We start from the raw sequence: 17242 nt of genomic DNA, 5'->3' as shown, positions 1-17242 counted from the left end.
CGGCTATTTCGGGGAGATGGCCTTGAACAGCGCTGAAATCCGGGCGGCCTCCTCCGCAGCGCCATAAGGCGCATTGACCACAAACATTCCTGAGCCGGTCATACGGTGCCCTTCACGGACCGGCGGAAAGGAGACCTCGTGGCGCAGCGCCCCGGGCAGGTCCTGTGCCTCCAGTGCTTTGAGCATCTGTTTGTGGGAGCCGTCCCTGAGGATCGGATACCACAGCGCCAGAACACCCACGTTCCACTTCTTGTGCAGCTGGCCGATGATGCCGGGGATGCGGGCATAGTCAGACTTGATCTCGTAACTGGGGTCGATGAGCAGCAGGCCCCGGCGGGGCGTCGGCGGCACCAGTGACAGCGCCAGCTCGAACCCGTCCTGCTGATGCACCTTGGCTTTCCAAGGCTTCAGAGCGGCGCGCAGGGCGGCGTTTTCCTGCGGGTGCAGCTCCGCAAAATGCAGCGAGTCGCCCTGGCGCAGCAGAGAGGCCGCAATCAGCGGCGATCCGGGATACGCCGCCTGACCGTGCTGCCTGCGGGTCTCCGACAGCGCGCGGTGCAGCGGGTGATCCGCCGCCAGGCCCTGATCTGCCAGAACCCGGGTGATGCCCTGTTCCGCTTCGCCCGTTTTGACTGCTTCCGGCGCATCCAGCTGATAGAGGCCCCGGCCCGCGTGGGTCTCGATATAGCTGAGCGGCTTGTCCTTGCGCGTGAGGTAGGCCAGCATCCAGGCCAGCAGCGCGTGCTTTTGAACGTCGGCCAGGTTTCCGGCGTGATAGATGTGCTGATAAGAGAGCATGCGCCCCCTCTAGCCGCTATTTCAGAAGGGCGGAAGGGGCGGCGTGCGGCGGATAAACGGAATCTCAACCCCGAAGCGGCAGACTGCCTCTATTGCTTTTGCCGCAGAACGCAGGTTCCGATGCCCTTTAGAATGAGCGCGCTTGCCCTTTTCCTGACTATTCTGGCCCTGCTGCTGTGCGCCGCGGCGGCTGTCAGCGCGCAAGGCTACTCGCTGGTAGGCAATCAGTTTTTCCTGCACCAGGCCTCTGCCCCGCAGCCCGGCCCGGCGCCAGCCCGGGCCACGGCGCCGCAGGCAGCGGCCAGCCTTTTGCCCGACACCCTGCCCGGTGCAAACCCGGGCCGCGGGGCGGTGTCGCTCAACCCCGGTGCCGCCAGCCTGTTCCGCGGCCGCAGCGGCGGCGGCCTGTTTGCCCCGATCCTGAAAGCGCCGCCCAGCGTCAAACGGCTGCTGGACCTGATCGCCAGCGCCGAGGCAGGCAAGGCGCAATACGATGCCGTGCAGTATGGCGCCACCCGCAAGCCGCCAAAGAAGCCGACCCAGATGACGATCGCCGAAATCAACGCCTGGATCGATGCCACACCGGGCCAGCCCCATGCCATCGGGCGGTATCAGATGATCCCGGCGACCCTGCGGCGGCTGGTCCGGCACCAGGGGGTCAAACCGCAGGCCCGGTTCTCACCCGAGCTGCAAGACCAGCTGGCGCATCAGCTGATCGAGGAAGCGGGTTACAGCGCTTTCCTGGCGTCAGAAATGCCGCGTAAGACCTTCATGCTGAACCTTGCCAAAATCTGGGCCGGGCTGCCCATCTCAACCGGCAAATCGTATTACGAGGGCTATGCCGGCAACAGCGCCAGCCTGACCTGGGGCCATTTCAAGTCGGAGATGCAACGGATTTTCCCAAGCTGATCCGAAGGATGACTGGGCATCGGCAGCCAGCGCGCGTGCAGTACTCCGGCGCTGGCGGGAAACCCGGCGCGGCGGGCCTTGCTGCCTGACCGCCATTGCCTTTGCCCGCCGGTCCGGCGCACAGCCACGGCAACTTGGCGGAAACGCGCTGTTTCACCATAATACGCCCTTTCGCGGCACTCCCGTGCCGCTTATAAGGTGGAAGCAGGCGGCTCCTCCGGAGTCGCCCAAGGTACAATGGCAGCACTTACAGGATCCCTTCTATATGGCGCTTTTCGGAAACTTGGGCGGTCTGTTCTCCTCGGACATGGCCATTGACCTCGGCACGGCGAACACCCTGGTCTACGTCAAAGGCCGCGGTGTGATCCTGTCCGAGCCTTCAGTGGTGGCCTACCACGTCAAGGACGGCGTCAAGAAAGTGCTGGCCGTGGGCGAGGACGCCAAGCTGATGCTGGGCCGCACCCCCGGCTCGATCGAGGCGATCCGGCCAATGCGCGAAGGCGTGATTGCCGATTTCGACACCGCCGAGGAGATGATCAAGCACTTCATCCGCAAGGTTCACAAGCGCTCGACCTTCTCCAAGCCCAAGATCATTGTCTGCGTTCCGCATGGCGCCACCCCGGTTGAAAAGCGCGCGATCCGCCAGTCGGTGCTGTCCGCCGGCGCCCGCCGCGCCGGGCTGATTGCCGAGCCGATTGCTGCCGCCATCGGGGCAGGCATGCCGATCACCGATCCGACCGGCAACATGGTTGTCGACATCGGCGGCGGCACCACCGAGGTGGCAGTCCTGTCGCTGGGTGACATCGTTTACGCCCGCTCTGTCCGCGTCGGCGGCGACCGCATGGATGAGGCGATCATCAGCTACCTGCGCCGCCAGCAGAACCTCCTCGTGGGGGAATCCACCGCCGAGCGCATCAAGACCTCCATCGGCACCGCCCGGATGCCCGACGACGGCCGCGGCCAGTCGATGCAGATCCGCGGCCGCGACCTGCTGAACGGCGTCCCGAAAGAGATCGAGATTTCCCAGGCCCAGGTGGCCGAGGCGCTGGCCGAGCCGGTGCAGCAGATCTGCGAAGCGGTGATGACCGCGCTGGAGACCACACCGCCGGATCTGGCGGCCGATATCGTCGACCGCGGCGTTATGCTGACCGGCGGCGGCGCGCTCTTGGGCGATCTCGATCTGGCCCTGCGCGAGCAGACCGGCCTGGCCGTGTCGATTGCGGACGAGAGCCTCAACTGCGTGGCCCTGGGCACCGGCAAAGCGCTGGAATACGAAAAACAGCTTGCCCACGCGATCGACTACGACAGCTAACAGACCCTGACCGCCGGAACGGCGCCAGCTGACAAGCTGGAAGGGCGGCTGGAAGGAGAACCGTGGCGAAGGACAAGTCACAGCGCGACGATTACGCAACCCCGCTGCGGCGTCTGCTGACAGCGGTGCTGTGCCTGTGCCTGGCCGCGATCTTCATCGTCTGGCGGATCGACAGCCCGCGGGTGGAACGCTTCCGCGCCCAGGTTGTCGACAAGGTGGTGCCCAGCATGGACTGGGCGATGGTGCCGGTCACCGCCACAATCAATCTGCTCCGCGACTTCCAAAGCTACCAGCGCTTGTCCGAGCAGAACCGCGAGCTGCGCAGCGAGCTGCGGCAGATGCGGGCCTGGAAAGAGGCAGCTCTGCAGCTGGAGCAGGAAAACGCCCGGCTGCTGGATCTCAACAACGTGCGGCTCGACCCGCAGCTCACCTATATCACCGGGGTGGTGATGGCCGACAGCGGCTCCCCCTTCCGCCAGTCGGTTCTGCTGAACGTGGGCAGCCGCGACGGTGTGCATGACGGCTGGGCGGCGATGGACGGGATCGGGCTGGTGGGCCGGATCTCCGGAACCGGGCACAATACTGCGCGGGTGGTCCTTCTGACCGACGCCGCCAGCGCGGTGCCTGCCACCATCCAGCCTTCGGGCCAGACTGCGCTGGTGACCGGCGACAACAGCGCCGCCCCGGTACTGAGTTTTCTGGAAAACCCGGACCTGGTGCGCCCCGGCGACCGGGTGATCTCCTCCGGCGATGGCGCGGTGTTTCCGGCCGGGCTGCTGATCGGCCAGGTCGCCAAGGACCGTTCAGGCCGGATGCGGGTGCGGCTGGCGGCGGATTACAGCCGGCTGGAGTTCCTGCGGGTGCTGCGCCACCATGGCACCGAAGTGATCCAGGACCCGGGCGGGCTGGTCGGGGCACCTCCCGGCGATCCGGTTCCGCAACCGCGGCCCGAGGGACTGGGGGCCGAGAGCGCCGGCAGCACGGCCGAGGCGGGCAATGGCTAACACCTCTCCTGCCCGGATCTGGACCATGCGCGCGGCTTTCCCGGCGCTGGCGCTCATGATCATGTTCTTTCACCTGCTGCCGCTGGAGACCGAGCCGCGCTTCTGGGCGCCGCCGGACCTGCTGATTCTGCTGGCCATGGCCTGGTCGCTGCGGCGGCCTGATTTTGTGCCGGCGCTGTCGATCGGCCTGGTGATGCTGCTGGCCGATCTGCTGTTTCAGCGCCCGCCGGGCCTGCTGGCGCTGCTCACCGTGCTGGGCTGCGGCTTTCTCAAGGCCCGCGCCGCCCCGCACCGCGAGAGCACCTTTGCCAGCGAGTGGCTGGCGGTGGCCGTCGCGGTGACCGGGATCACCACCGTGAACCGGCTGGTTCTGGTCCTGTTCGGCGTTCAGCAGGCGCCGCTCGGCCTGACGGTGATCGAGGCGGTTATGACCATCGCCGCCTACCCGCTGGCGGTTTGGGCCAGCCAGTCTATTCTGGGTGTGCGCAAACTGTCCCCTGCTGAAGCCGAAACCCTGGTGAGCCGCCGATGAAACGCAATTCCAAGGACGTGGATGCCTCACACGGCAGGATGACCCGGCGGGCGCTGTTCCTGGGCGGGCTGCAGCTGGCCTTTGCCGGCGGGCTGGCGGCCCGGATGCGCTATCTGCAGGTGGATCAGGCTGATGAGTTCCGACTGCTGGCCGAGGAAAACCGGATCAACATCCGCCTGCTGCCGCCCGCGCGCGGCCAGATCTTTGACCGCAACGGGCTGATCATCGCGCAGAATTCGCCCTCTTACCGGATCACAGTGGTGCCTGAGGACGCGGGCGACGTGGAAGAGGTGATCGGCAAGCTTTCCAGCCTGGTGCTGCTGGATCCGGAGGATCTGGAGCGCGCCCGCACCGAAATGCGCCGCTCGCCGCCGTTCCTGCCGATCACCCTGGCCGACCGGATCGGCTGGGAGGACATCTCCAAGGTGGCGGTGAACGCCCCCGCCCTGCCCGGCGTCACGCCGGAGGTCGGCCTGACGCGGGTCTATCCGCAACTGGGCGATTTCGCCCATGTGGTGGGCTACGTGGGGCCTGTATCCGACTATGATCTGAGCAAGATGGAAGATCCGGAGCCGGTGCTGCTGATCCCGCGCTTCCAGATCGGCAAGGTGGGGTTCGAGGCCAAGCGCGAGGATGTGCTGCGCGGCAAGGCCGGCGCCAAGCGGGTGGAGGTCAACGCCACGGGCCGGGTAATGCGCGAGCTGGACCGGCGGGAGGGGATCTCCGGCGCCGATATGCAGCTGACCATCGACGCCATGCTGCAGAACTATGTGCAGGCGCGGCTGGGCCGGGAAAGCGCCGCCGCGGTGGTGATCGACTGCGAGGACGGGGACATCCGCGCAATCTGCTCCTCGCCCAGCTTTGACCCCAACCTGTTCGTGCGCGGCATTTCGGTGGCCGACTACCGGATGCTGACCGAGGACAAATACCGTCCGCTGTCCAACAAGACCGTGCAGGGCACCTACCCGCCAGGATCGACATTCAAGATGATCACCGCGCTGGCAGCGCTGGAGGAAGGGGTGGTCGGCCCGGAGGAAACCGTGTGGTGCCCCGGATACCTCAAGGTTGCGGGCCGCCGGTTCCACTGCTGGAAGCGTGCAGGCCACGGGCATGTTGACCTGAACACCTCGCTGAAGCGGTCCTGCGACGTCTATTACTATGACGTGGCCATCAAGACCGGCATCGACAAGATTTCTGCCATGGCGAACAAATTCGGGCTGGGCATCAAGCACGACCTGCCGATGTCCGCGGTGGCACAGGGGATCACCCCGACCAAGGACTGGAAGGCCAGTTCCTATGGCAAGGACTGGCTGATCGGCGACACTGCAAACGCGTCGATCGGCCAGGGCTACATGCTGGCTTCACCCCTGCAGCTGGCGGTGATGTCGGCGCGCATTGCCACCGGGCGCAGCGTGACCCCGCGGCTCTTGAAATCGCTGGACGGCGTGGAGCAGCCAAGCGGTGCCGGCGAGCCTTTGGGGGTCAGCGAAAGCAGCCTGCGGATGGTGCGCAAAGGCATGTACTCGGTCAGCAATGACCGCCGCGGCACCGCCTACCGGTCGCGCATCATCGGCGAAGGCATGCGGATGGCGGGCAAGACCGGCACCAGCCAGGTGCGCAACATCACTGCCGCCGAGCGTGCCGCAGGTGTGATCCGCAACGAGGACCTGCCCTGGGAGCGCCGCGACCACGCGCTGTTCGTGAGCTTCGCGCCCTATGACAACCCGAAGTACGCGGTTGCGGTGGTGGTGGAACACGGCGGCGGCGGTTCCAAGGCGGCGGCACCGATTGCCCGCGACGTGATGCTGCAGGCGCTTTACGACGGCACCCCGCCGCTGGAGGCCTACCCCAAGGCCGATCGCAGCCGCATCAAGGCCCAGCAGGAACGGCTGGAACGCGAGCGCGTCAAACGGCCCCTGGGCAGCAGGAGCAGCCGGGCATGAGCTATCTTGAGTACCACGCCAAGTCGACCCCGACGGGTTTGCGCAAGATTCTCTATCTGAACTGGGGATTGACCCTGCTGCTGGTCACGGTCGCCTGTGTCGGCTTTCTGATGCTCTACTCGGTGGCGGGCGGTTCTTTCAGCCCCTGGGTGGAGCCGCAGGTCAAGCGGTTTGCCCTGGGCCTCGCCGCCATGTTCGTGGTTGCGATGATCCCGATCTGGTTCTGGCGCAATGTCTCGGTGGTGGCTTACCTGGGGTCGCTGGCGTTGCTGGTCGCGGTGGAGCTGTTCGGCACCGTCGGCATGGGCGCGCAGCGCTGGATCGACATCGGGTTTATGCGGCTGCAACCCTCGGAAGTCACCAAGATCGCCCTGGTGATGCTGCTGGCGGCTTATTACGACTGGCTGCCGCCCGAGAAAACTTCCAGGCCCCTGTGGGTGCTGCTGCCGGTGGCCCTGATCCTGCTGCCCACGGCTCTGGTGCTGAAACAGCCGGACCTTGGCACCTCGATCCTCTTGATGGCGGCAGGCGGCGGGGTGATGTTCCTCGCGGGCGTGCATTGGGCCTATTTCGCCGCGGTGATTGCAGCCGCTGTGGGACTGGTCAGCGCCGTGTTCCAAAGCCGCGGCACCGAGTGGCAGCTCTTGAAGGACTATCAGTTCCGCCGTATCGACACCTTTCTGGATCCCTCGCAGGACCCCTTGGGCGCAGGCTATCACATCACCCAGTCCAAGATCGCGCTCGGCTCCGGCGGCTGGTCGGGGCGCGGCTTCATGCAAGGCACCCAATCGCGGCTGAACTTCCTGCCGGAGAAACACACCGACTTCATTTTCACCACCCTGGCGGAAGAATTCGGCTTTATCGGCGGCGTGACCCTCCTGTTCATCTACATGCTGATCATCCTGTTCTGCATCGCCGCGGCGATTGCGACCAAGGACCGGTTCTCCTCTCTAGTGATCATGGGCATCGCCATCACCTTCTTCCTGTTTTTTGCTGTGAATATGTCGATGGTGATGGGGCTGGCGCCGGTGGTTGGCGTGCCGCTGCCGATGGTGTCTTATGGCGGCTCGGCGATGCTGGTGCTGCTGGGCGCGTTCGGCATCGTGCAAAGCGCCCATATCCACCGTCCAAGGCAAGCCTCACGCTAGAAATTCAGGGAGTTTCCATGACCGCCAATGTCCTGTTTGCAGGCCGCGCCGATAGCTGGCCAACCTATGAGCCGCTGCTGAAAGCGGAGCTGGCCCGGCTGGGTGTTGAGGCAGACCTGCGCAATGATTTTGCGCCGGAAGATGTGGACTACATCGTTTACGCCCCCAGCGGTCCAGTCAGTGATTTTACGCCGTTCACCCGGCTGAAGGCCGTGCTGAGCATGTGGGCCGGCGTCGAGAAAATTGAGCCTGTCGTTCCTGCCGCGGTTCCGCTCACCCGGATGGTGGACAGCGGGCTGGAACAGGGCATGACCGAATGGGTGGTTGGCCACACGCTGCGCTATCACCTGGGCATGGACATGCATATCCAAGGGCTGAACGGGCGCTGGCACCGGCATATCCCGCCGCTGGCCAAGGACCGGCACGTCACGGTGCTGGGCCTCGGCGCGCTAGGTACCGCATCGGCCAGGGCGCTGGCGGGGCTGGGGTTTGATGTCTCCGGCTGGAGCCGCACCCCGAAGGAGATCGAAGGCATCACCTGCCACGCCGGGCCCGAGGGGTTGAAGGCGGTGCTTAAGCTCGCGGAAATCGTGATCCTGCTGCTGCCGGACACGCCTGCGACTGAAAACACGCTGAATGCGGAAACGCTGGCCCTGCTGCCCAAAGGGGCAAAGATCATCAACCCGGGCCGCGGGCCATTGATCGACGATGACGCGCTGCTGGCCGCGCTCGGCAGCGGCCAGGTGGGTCATGCGACGCTGGATGTCTTCCGCATCGAGCCGCTGCCGCCGGAACACCCCTACTGGGCGCATACCAACGTGACGGTCACCCCGCATATCGCCTCGGAGACCCGTGAAAGCACCGCGGCCGAAGTCATTGCCGAAAACATCCGCCGCGGCGAGGCGGGCGAGCCGCTCTTGCACCTCGTCGACCGCAGCCTCGGCTACTGAACGCAAAAGAGCGGACTCGCGCCCGCTCTTTCATCTTTCCCCAAATACTCAAGCCGGAGGCAGCGCCCGTCAGGGCGCTTTACTTACTCCGCAGCCAGCCCGCGGCCTTTCAGCAGCGCATCAACACCGGGCAGCCGCCCGCGGAAGGCTACATACAGATCCGCCGGATCCGCGGAGCCGCCGGTGGAGAGGATATGCTCCTCCAGCGCCTTAGCACGCCCGGCATCAAATGCGCCACCTGCCTCCTCAAAGGCAGCAAAGGCATCGGCGTCCATCACCTCCGACCACATGTAGCTGTAGTAGCCCGAGGAGTAGCCGTCGCCGGAAAACACATGCGCAAAATGCGGCGTGGCGTGGCGCATGATGATCGCGTGCGGCATACCGATTTCCGCCAGCACCTCGGCCTGCTTGGCCATCGGGTCGGAAGGTGCCGGGCCGTCATGGAAGGCCAGATCCACCAGCGCAGAGGCCACATACTCCACGGTCTGGAAACCCATGTCGAAATTGGCCGCGCCCAGCACCTTCTGCAGCATCTCCTGCGGCATCGGCGCGCCCGTTTCCGCGTGGGTGGCAAACTCCTGCAGCACCTCCGGCACCTCCAGCCAATGTTCATACAACTGGCTGGGCAGTTCGACAAAATCGCGTGCCACCGAAGTGCCGGAGATGCTCTCATAGGTCACATCCGACAGCATCTGGTGCAGCGCGTGGCCGAACTCGTGGAACAGGGTGCGGGCATCGTCCCAGGACAACAGCGCAGGGTCGCCCTTGGCGAAGTTGCAGACGTTGATCACCACCGGCGCCTGCACCTCAGGGAACTTGGCCTGCTGCCGCATCGCCGAGCACCAGGCGCCGGAACGTTTCGAGCTGCGGGCGAAGTAGTCGCCGATGAAAACCGCCACATGCCGGCCGTCCCGGGTCACCTCCCAGGCGCGGCAGTCGGGGTGGTAGAGCGGCACATCCAGCGGTGTGAACTCCAGACCGAACAGCCGGTTTGCGCAGGCAAAGGATGCCTCGATCATCCGGTCCAGCTGCAGATAGGGCTTCAGCTCCGCATCATCCAGATCGTGTTCGGCCTTGCGGCGTTTCTCCGCATAATAGCGCCAGTCCCAGGGCTCCAGGTCGCCGTTGATGCCATCGGCCTGCATCATCCCGGTCAGCACGTCCGCATCCGTTTCCGCCTGCGCCTTGGCCGCCTCCCAGACCTCCATCAGCAGCCCGCGCACCGCCTCCGGTGTCTTGGCCATTTCGGTTTCCAGCTTGTATGCGGCAAAGTTATCATAACCCAGAAGCTGCGCCCGCTCCTCGCGCAGCTGCAGGATCTCGGCCGCAATCGCACGGTTGTCGGTCTCACCGCCATTGGCGCCGCGGGCGGCCCAGGCGTTGAACGCTTTCTCGCGCAGGTCGCGTCGCGGGGAGAACTGCAGAAACGGTGTGATCAGCGAGCGCGACAGGGTCACAACCGGGCCGTCCGCGCCCTTTTCCTCCCCCGCTGCGCGCGCGGCCTTTACGACAAACTCCGGCAGGCCTTCCAGATCGTCCTCGGAAAGCTCCATGAACCAGTCGCGTTCATCGGCCAGCAGGTTCTGAGTGAACTCGGTCCCCAAGGTTGCCAGCCGCCCCTTGATCTCCTGCATCCGCGTGTCGGCCGCGCCCTCCAGCGCCGCACCGCCGCGGACAAAGCCGCGATGGGTCAGCATCAGGACGCGCTGCTGCTCTGCTGTCAGATCCAGCTCCTCCCGCTGGTCCCACACCGCCTTGACCCGCGCATACAGTGCCTTGTTGGCGGTTATCGCCGAAAAATGCGCGGCAAGTTTCGGGGAAAACTTCCGCTGCAGCTCCTGCCGCTTGGGGTTGCTGTCGGCACCTGCCACGGTGAAGAACACGCCCAGCACCTGCTCCAGTTCCCGGCACGGGGTTTCCAGCGCCTCAATCACATTGGCAAAGCCCGGCGGCTCGCTGCTGCTTGCGATGGCGTCTATCTGTGCCTTGTGCGACGCCAGCGCCTGCTCCAGCGCGGGGGCGAAATCGTCATCGGAAATGCTGTGGAACGGCGCTATTTCAAACGGCGTGTCCCAGCGGGACAAAAGCGGGTTGGACATGTGCTGATCTCCTTTGCTGGCGACGCTAGCGGGAAAGCCAGGGGGCTGCAATCAGGCTGAGAAACACGCGTTGGCCTGCCTGGACATTCCAGCGCTGAGAATATGGGCTGATCAGCCGCCAGCCCCCAGGCCGTCCGCCAGCGCGGCCGGAATGATCCGGATCGGAACCCCTGCCACATTTGCCGCGCGGGCGATCCGCCACTCGAACCGGCCCATCGCGCCATCAGTATCAATCAGCACAACCACCGGCTCCTTCCCGGTGATTTCCGCCGCAAACATCGACTGCTGGCGACTGTCCAGGCTGCTGCGCTTGTCTAGGCCGAACTCGATGACCCGGTTGCCGTTTTCACAGTCAGTCCGGATCGAAGCCGCCCCGCCAGGATAAGCGAACTCATGCACCGTTTCCGGCTGGCCGCCGAACAGCGCACCGCACAGCAGCGCGATGTAGTAGGCTTCGTTCACGGGATAGGATCAGCTTGCTGGCGGGCCGCCGCAGGCCGGGCACTCGTCCCGCCGGGACAGCCGGATCTTGCGGGTTTCACCATAGAGCCCGTCATAGATCAGCATCTCGCCTCGCAAGACGGCTCCGGCCCCGGTGATCTGCTTGACCGCCTCCACCGCCATCATCGACCCGACCACGCCCGGCAGCGGGCCGATCACCCCGGCCTCGGAGCAACTGGGCGCCAGGCCGGCAGCGGGAGCCTCGGGGAAGATGCACTGATAGCAAGGCCCGCTTTCGGCCGGGTGAAACACGCTCAGCTGCCCCTCCCACTGCGACAGCGCGCCGGAGATCAGCGGCTTGCCCAGCGCCACGGCGGTGCGGTTGGTCAGATAGCGGGTGTCAAAGTTATCGGTGCCGTCCAGGATCAGATCATACTCCGCAAACAGCTCCGCCGCGATCTCCTCCGTCAGGCGGCGGTTGTATGGGCGCACCTCCACATAGGGGTTCTGCGCCTCCATCGCCGCCTGGGCGGAGAACACCTTGGGCGTGCCGATATCCTTGTCCCGGTGGATCACTTGGCGCTGGAGATTGGCGTTGTCGACCACGTCGTCGTCGATCACCCCGATGGTGCCAATCCCGGCAGCGGCCAGATACTGCAGCGCGGGTGCGCCGAGACCGCCCGCGCCGATCACCAGCACCTTGGCATGCTTCAGTCTCTTCTGCCCCGGCCCGCCCAGTTCCCGCAGGACGATATGGCGGGCATAGCGGTCAAGCTCGCTTTCGGTGAACGTCCCTGCGGGCTGAGTCACCGGTGTATCCTGAGGCTGGGCGCGGGTCTTCAAAGCCGTCAAGATACGCGCATAGAACCCAGCCACAAGGGCGAAGCCGCCCATCATCAGCCAGGGTGCCACCGAACCGCCGGTGCCTTCCCGCAAGGGATGCCCGTCCGGCAGCGTAAGCTGAACCGCCAGCACGGCGATGAACAGCACCGCCAGCAAACCAAGGCGCAGGTTCCTCGGCAAGCCAAGGAACCGGCCGCCCCACCAGATCAGCGCTGCCAGGATCAGGATCCGCAGCATCAGGCCTGCCCGGTGGAGCCAAAGCCGCCAGCACCGCGGCTGGTTTCTGACAGCGTATCCGCCAGCTCGAAACCCGCTTGCAGCACCGGGGCCACCACCATTTGCGCAATACGGTCGCCGTGCGCGATCTGAAATGCCTCCTGCCCCGCATTCAGCAGGATCACCCCCAAGGGACCGCGGTAGTCGCTATCGATGGTGCCCGGAGTGTTGGGCAAGGTGATGCCGTGTTTCAGCGCCAGCCCGGAGCGGGGGCGGATCTGCACCTCAAACCCTTCCGGAATCTCGATGCGCAGCCCGGTCGGCACCAGCGCCCGCTCTCCCGGCTGCAGCACCAGGCAACCTCGGTCCGGTAGGTTGGCGCGCACATCGGCGCCGGCAGCGCCAGCAGTCTCGTAAGACGGCAGCGGCACATCCCGGTCCGCAGCTTCCTCATGGCTCACACGGATCGTGACCATACCCGCTTCCCCTTCATCTTTCCCAAAATACTCAAAATCACCCGGCCAGCGCCGCAGCAATCCGTTCTGCCAGCTTGCGCGCGACCTCATCCTTGCCCATCCGCGGCCACTCCTCGGCACCGTCGTCAGAGATCAGGATCACCGCGTTTTCGCTGCCGCCCATGATGCCGGTTGCAGGCGAGACATCATTGGCGACGATCCAGTCGCAGCCCTTGCGCTTGCGCTTGGCAGTGGCGTTTTCCACCACGTCGTTGGTTTCCGCGGCAAAACCAACCACCAGCGGCGGGCGGCCGTCCTTCATCTGCGAGACGGATTTCAGAATGTCAGGGTTCTCGGCGAACTCCAGAACCGGCAGCCCGTCCTTGGATTTCTTCAGTTTGCGGTCAGAGGCGCTGGCGACCCGCCAGTCCGCCACCGCGGCGGCAAAGACCCCGGCATCGGCGGGCAGCGCCGCTTGCACCGCGGCTTCCATCTCGCGGGCGCTTTCCACCGGCACCACCTGCACGCCCTCCGGCGGGCGGACCGCTGCCGGGCCTGTGATGAACACCACTTCCGCGCCCTGGTCGCGCAGAGCACGGGCCACCGCCGCCCCCTGCGCCCCGGAGGAGCGGTTGGCGATATAGCGCACCGGGTCGATCGGCTCATGCGTGGGACCGGAGGTCACCAGAATGCGCTTGCCCTTCAAGGGCCCGTCCGCAAGCTTGGCCGCGATGGCGGCCAGGATCTCCTCCGGCTCCGCCATCCGCCCGGGGCCGAATTCGCCGCAGGCCATGCTGCCCTCATTTGGGCCCACGAACGAGACACCGTCCCCTTTCAGGGTTTCAAGATTGCGCCGGGTGGCGGGGTGGTCCCACATGCGCACGTTCATGGCGGGCGCCAGCAAAACCGGCGTGTCGGTGGCCAGCAGCAGCGTCGAGGCGAGGTCATTTGCGTGGCCTTGGGCCATCTTAGCCATCAGGTCAGCCGTTGCAGGCGCCACAACCAGCAGATCGGCGCTGCGCGACAGCTGGATATGGCCCATCTCAGCCTCCGCCGTCAGGTCGAACAGCTCCTGATGCACCGGCGTTCCGGCCAGCGCCGAGACCGACAGGGGGGTCACAAACTCGGCACCGGACTTGGTCAGCACCGGGGTCACCCGGGCGCCCTGATCCTGCAGGCGGCGGATCAGCTCCAGTGACTTATAGGCCGCGATGCCGCCGCCGATGATCAGAAGAATATGTTTGCCAGCCAGCATTTGCGCGTCCTCGCCCGGTTTGTGGCGACTGTACTGCGCCGCAGCGGAAGTGTGAAACGGTTTTCCCGGTCCCGCCCAGCAGCACGAGGGCGCAAGCAGAAGCTCCCGCCCCCGCGCGGCACGGGCCTGCTGCCCCCTGCCCCTGGCTGCGTTGGGCCGGGCGCCGCGCTGCGCACGGCGCGGTCAGGTACAAATGCACCGTCAGCTGCGTGCGCAAAGTTCCTCAATTGCTTTTCTGAAACACCAGACAGGGATCGGGACGTTCCGCCGCCGGGGCATCCAGCACCACGTCGAAAGTGCCGCTGATCTGCCCGTCCTCAGACTGCCCCAGGCTGCGGATCCGGGCCTCAGGTCGTGCCTTGGCCAGGTACACCGCCAGCCCGCGGTCGGTGCGGGCGTGGCCATTGCCTGTAATGACAGCCACCGGACCGCCGGTTTCCGCCAGGGCCCTGTCCCCGGCAGCGGCCAAAGCCGCGTCGCGCAAACGCTGGAAATCCACCAGAACCGGCAGCATCTCTGCCGGCATCGCGTTGCAGTGATTGGCCAGCTGATCTGTTTCACGCGCCGCCTGCTCAGCAGCCGGCAGCGGCTGATCCAGGCCAAAGCGTGCAGCTTGCTCCACGCCGAAATAGGCGGCAACACCTTGATCCAGCGCCCTGGAGGCTTCCTCCCGCGGCACCAGCGCGCCGTACTGGCGGGCGCCCTTGGCTGCCGCAAAGACGGGCGCATAAAGGACGAACTCCGGCCAGCCGGACTGCGCCCAATCCAAGGCCTGCGCGACCTGCTCCGCATCCGCCAGCATGTCCGGGTTCAGCCCTGCCGCCTGCTCTGCCGTGATCATCTCCCAGACCACGGCCTTGGGCTGCAACGCTGCCAGCAGCGCTGCCTGCCGCTGGTGGTGAACCGCATTGTCATGCACCTCGCCAAGTATCGCCACATCCGCGCCCCGCAGCATTTCCATCGCCTCGGACAGTTCCCCAGCGCGGGCGGCAGACAGGCTAAGCGCCGCCAGAACGGCGGCGCTTGCCAGTGTTTTCAGGATTTGAAACCGCTTTCTCATGAAAGCAGTCTGTGCACCTCGCGCGATTGGCTTTCAAGGCTCTTGCGCATCTTCTGGAAGGCTCCAGCCTCCAGTTGGCGCACCCGCTCCTTGGAGAGACCCAGCTCGGTGCCGAGGCTTTCCAGCGTGCGCGGCCGTTCACGCAGCTTGCGCTCGGTGATGATGAAGCGCTCGCGGTCATTGAGCGCCTGCAGCGCCGTGACCAGCCATTTGCGCAGCTGGCGGCGGTCGTGCCGCTCCTGCACCAGCTCTTCGGCTTGGGAAGCGTCATCCTCCAGCGCGTCGATCCACTCGCGCCCCTCTTCTTCGGTGGACTGCACCGCGTTGAGCGAGAAGTCGGCGCCGGACAGGCGCCCCTCCATCATCTCCACATCGCGCAGCGGCACGCCGATCTCGGTGGCGATCTTCTGGTGCAGCTGATGCTGGTCCAGACGCACGCCCGAGGACCGCGCCTCCCGCTCCAGCTGCGCCTGCACCCGGCGCATATTGAAGAAGAGCGATTTCTGCGACGAGGTCGAACCAGTGCGCACCATCGACCAGTTGCGCATCACGTAGTCCTGGATCGACGCTTTGATCCACCAGACCGCATAGGTCGAGAACCGGACACCGCGGTCCGGATCGAACTTGTCGGCCGCTTTCATCAGGCCGAGGCCAGCCTCCTGGATCAGATCGTTCATCGGCGCCCCGTACCTCTTGAACTTGGCGGCCATGGAAATGGCGAGGCGCATATACGCGTTAATGAGCCGGTGCAGCGATTCGACATCGCGGTCGTCGCGCCAGGCATAGGCCAGCCGCCGCTCTGTTTCGGCGTCCAAAAGCTCCGCCTTCATCGCCTGTCTCGGCAATGGGTTTTCGACTGTTTGATCAAGTGCCATGTGATTTCCCCCCGGAAACTAATTAACAAACTGCCGCCTGGGGACGCGCATGGAACAAACGGGGGCCCGGTTTATATAGGCCGACAGCAACCGCGCACTGGATGCGACTCTTGGCTCATCCAAAGGCCAAAATGGGAAGGTAAAATTTTATTTTGGCCCCTTGCACAGACTTTCCCGGCCTTAATAAGTGGAACCCCGGGATGCTGCGGTCTCTTGTCTTCACCGGGCCCTGCGGTTACCCACAGGAACGGCTTCGTACTTACAGGTTAGCAAAGAATGCCTGCAAATGTAACTTTTATTCTTGGCGGCGCCGCCTCGGGGAAGTCAGCCTTTGCCGAACAGCTTTGCATAAACGCCGGGAAAGACAGAGTTTACTGGGCTACTGCGCAAATTTTCGACAGTGAAATGCGCGCGAAAGTGTCCCGGCACCTCAAACAAAGGGGCTCGGGCTGGCACACTGTTGAGGAGCCGGAAACGGCGGGCAAAGTTCTAGCCGCACTGGAGCCGGGCCAGATCTGCCTGATGGACTGCGCCACCATGTGGCTGACCAATCATTTACTGGCAGATCATGACCTGCAAGCCGCGCAGGACGGGCTGCTGGCGGCTGTGGACAAATGCCAGGCGGACCTGGTGATCGTGTCCAATGAAACCGGCCTTGGCATCGTGCCGGAAAACGCGCTGGCCCGCCGGTTCCGCGAGGCGCAGGGGCGGCTCAACATCGCGCTGGCGGCGCGGGCGGACACCGTTGTGCAAGTGACCGCGGGGCTGCCGCTGGTGCTGAAGGGGGCCATATGATTACCCGGCTGTTCCTGATCCGGCATGGGCCGACTCACGCCAAATCAATGGTCGGCTGGTCGGACCTGCCCGCCGACCTGTCTGATTCGGCAGCGCTGGCGCGCCTGTCGGACTACCTTCCCGCCGACGCGCTGGTCGTGTCGTCGGACTTGTCCCGCGCGGCAGAGACCGCCACCGCCATCCAAGGACGCCGCCAGCGCCTGCCGCACGTGCAGGCCCTGCGCGAGATCCACTTTGGCGCCTGGGAGCTGCGGACCTGGGCCGAGGTGGACGCCGAGGACCCGGAGCGCATCCGCGCCTATTGGGAGACCCCAGGCGATGTGACCCCGCCGGGCGGCGAGAGCTGGCACCAGGTCTGCAACCGGGTGAATGCGGCGGTTGACGGGCTGATTGACGCGCACCGGGGCCGCGACCTGATCGTGGTGGGCCACTTCGGCCAGATCCTGACGCAGATTCAGCGGGCGGAGCTGCTGACCGCGGAAGAGGCCTTTGCACACCGCATCGACAACCTGTCGGTCAGCGAAGTGCTGCATGGGCCCGAGGGCTGGCAAACAGGTGTGATCAATCACTTGCCGTGACGGGCGCCATCACAAACATTCCATTTCGC

17 protein-coding genes are annotated in these 17242 nt (G+C 65.3%); 9 read left to right on the top strand and 8 right to left on the bottom strand.

Annotated features, from left to right (window positions below):
* Positions 1 to 3: 3 nt before the first annotated feature.
* Positions 4 to 798: a 23S rRNA (adenine(2030)-N(6))-methyltransferase RlmJ gene (locus tag AC4HIX_RS16790; RefSeq protein ID WP_490399811.1), complete on the bottom strand. Its 795-nt coding sequence runs from the start codon at positions 796 to 798 to the stop codon at positions 4 to 6.
* Positions 799 to 930: 132 nt separating this feature from the next.
* On the opposite strand from AC4HIX_RS16790, the gene AC4HIX_RS16785 reads away from it, so the two are divergent.
* The 7 genes from AC4HIX_RS16785 to AC4HIX_RS16755 all read left to right on the top strand — a co-directional run bounded on the left by AC4HIX_RS16785 (position 931) and on the right by AC4HIX_RS16755 (position 8596).
* The gene (locus AC4HIX_RS16785; protein ID WP_490399810.1) at positions 931 to 1707 is read left to right on the top strand and encodes a lysozyme family protein; all 777 of its coding nucleotides are present in this window, start codon (positions 931 to 933) and stop codon (positions 1705 to 1707) included.
* Between the two features lie 265 nt (positions 1708 to 1972).
* The gene (locus tag AC4HIX_RS16780; protein ID WP_008554722.1) at positions 1973 to 3019 is read left to right on the top strand and encodes a rod shape-determining protein; all 1047 of its coding nucleotides are present in this window, start codon (positions 1973 to 1975) and stop codon (positions 3017 to 3019) included.
* Positions 3020 to 3081: 62 nt separating this feature from the next.
* Positions 3082 to 4023: a rod shape-determining protein MreC gene (mreC, locus tag AC4HIX_RS16775; protein ID WP_490399809.1), complete on the top strand. Its 942-nt coding sequence runs from the start codon at positions 3082 to 3084 to the stop codon at positions 4021 to 4023.
* Positions 4016 to 4555, top strand: a complete 540-nt coding sequence (locus AC4HIX_RS16770) for a rod shape-determining protein MreD (protein WP_490399808.1) — start codon at positions 4016 to 4018, stop codon at positions 4553 to 4555. Before mreC ends, AC4HIX_RS16770 begins: the two co-directional genes overlap by 8 nt.
* On the top strand, positions 4552 to 6498 hold the full coding sequence (gene mrdA / locus AC4HIX_RS16765) for a penicillin-binding protein 2 (RefSeq protein ID WP_475047399.1): 1947 nt from the start codon (positions 4552 to 4554) through the stop codon (positions 6496 to 6498). Before AC4HIX_RS16770 ends, mrdA begins: the two co-directional genes overlap by 4 nt.
* Complete coding sequence (gene rodA, locus AC4HIX_RS16760; protein WP_475047401.1) at positions 6495 to 7646, top strand: rod shape-determining protein RodA; 1152 nt, start codon at positions 6495 to 6497, stop codon at positions 7644 to 7646. Before mrdA ends, rodA begins: the two co-directional genes overlap by 4 nt.
* A 17-nt stretch (positions 7647 to 7663) precedes the next feature.
* Positions 7664 to 8596 carry a 2-hydroxyacid dehydrogenase gene (locus tag AC4HIX_RS16755; protein ID WP_490399807.1) on the top strand — a complete coding sequence of 311 codons (933 nt, stop codon included), beginning with the start codon at positions 7664 to 7666 and terminating at the stop codon, positions 8594 to 8596.
* A gap of 83 nt (positions 8597 to 8679) precedes the next feature.
* Here the strand turns inward: AC4HIX_RS16755 and AC4HIX_RS16750 are convergent, their stop codons facing one another.
* The 7 genes from AC4HIX_RS16750 to AC4HIX_RS16720 all read right to left on the bottom strand — a co-directional run bounded on the left by AC4HIX_RS16750 (position 8680) and on the right by AC4HIX_RS16720 (position 15840).
* A complete protein-coding gene (locus tag AC4HIX_RS16750) occupies positions 8680 to 10695 on the bottom strand; it encodes a M3 family metallopeptidase (RefSeq protein WP_490399806.1) in 2016 nt (671 codons plus the stop codon).
* Positions 10696 to 10806: 111 nt separating this feature from the next.
* The gene (locus tag AC4HIX_RS16745; protein ID WP_490399805.1) at positions 10807 to 11157 is read right to left on the bottom strand and encodes a hypothetical protein; all 351 of its coding nucleotides are present in this window, start codon (positions 11155 to 11157) and stop codon (positions 10807 to 10809) included.
* Positions 11158 to 11166: 9 nt separating this feature from the next.
* On the bottom strand, positions 11167 to 12216 hold the full coding sequence (locus AC4HIX_RS16740; protein ID WP_490399804.1) for a HesA/MoeB/ThiF family protein: 1050 nt from the start codon (positions 12214 to 12216) through the stop codon (positions 11167 to 11169).
* Positions 12216 to 12671, bottom strand: coding sequence for a dUTP diphosphatase (gene dut, locus AC4HIX_RS16735; RefSeq protein ID WP_490399803.1), 456 nt, complete (start codon positions 12669 to 12671; stop codon positions 12216 to 12218). The genes AC4HIX_RS16740 and dut overlap by 1 nt, the downstream gene beginning before the upstream one ends.
* A 37-nt stretch (positions 12672 to 12708) precedes the next feature.
* The gene (gene coaBC / locus AC4HIX_RS16730) at positions 12709 to 13905 is read right to left on the bottom strand and encodes a bifunctional phosphopantothenoylcysteine decarboxylase/phosphopantothenate--cysteine ligase CoaBC (RefSeq protein WP_490399802.1); all 1197 of its coding nucleotides are present in this window, start codon (positions 13903 to 13905) and stop codon (positions 12709 to 12711) included.
* 223 nt (positions 13906 to 14128) lie between these two features.
* Positions 14129 to 14965, bottom strand: coding sequence for a ChaN family lipoprotein (locus AC4HIX_RS16725; protein ID WP_490399801.1), 837 nt, complete (start codon positions 14963 to 14965; stop codon positions 14129 to 14131).
* A complete protein-coding gene (locus tag AC4HIX_RS16720) occupies positions 14962 to 15840 on the bottom strand; it encodes an RNA polymerase factor sigma-32 (protein WP_475047416.1) in 879 nt (292 codons plus the stop codon). The genes AC4HIX_RS16725 and AC4HIX_RS16720 overlap by 4 nt, the downstream gene beginning before the upstream one ends.
* Before the next feature lie 276 nt (positions 15841 to 16116).
* Here AC4HIX_RS16720 and cobU point away from each other — a divergent pair, with 276 nt between their 5' ends.
* Together cobU and AC4HIX_RS16710 are read left to right on the top strand one after the other, a co-directional pair.
* A complete protein-coding gene (cobU, locus tag AC4HIX_RS16715) occupies positions 16117 to 16635 on the top strand; it encodes a bifunctional adenosylcobinamide kinase/adenosylcobinamide-phosphate guanylyltransferase (RefSeq protein WP_490399800.1) in 519 nt (172 codons plus the stop codon).
* Positions 16632 to 17213 (top strand): histidine phosphatase family protein, encoded by a 582-nt coding sequence (locus tag AC4HIX_RS16710; protein WP_490399799.1) that lies wholly within the window; start codon positions 16632 to 16634, stop codon positions 17211 to 17213. The genes cobU and AC4HIX_RS16710 overlap by 4 nt, the downstream gene beginning before the upstream one ends.
* Positions 17214 to 17242 lie beyond the last annotated feature (29 nt).

It is taken from the genome of Leisingera sp., assembly GCF_982940295.1.
Note: the sequence above shows the minus strand (reverse complement) of the source record. Positions and strands in the feature narration are given on the sequence as shown.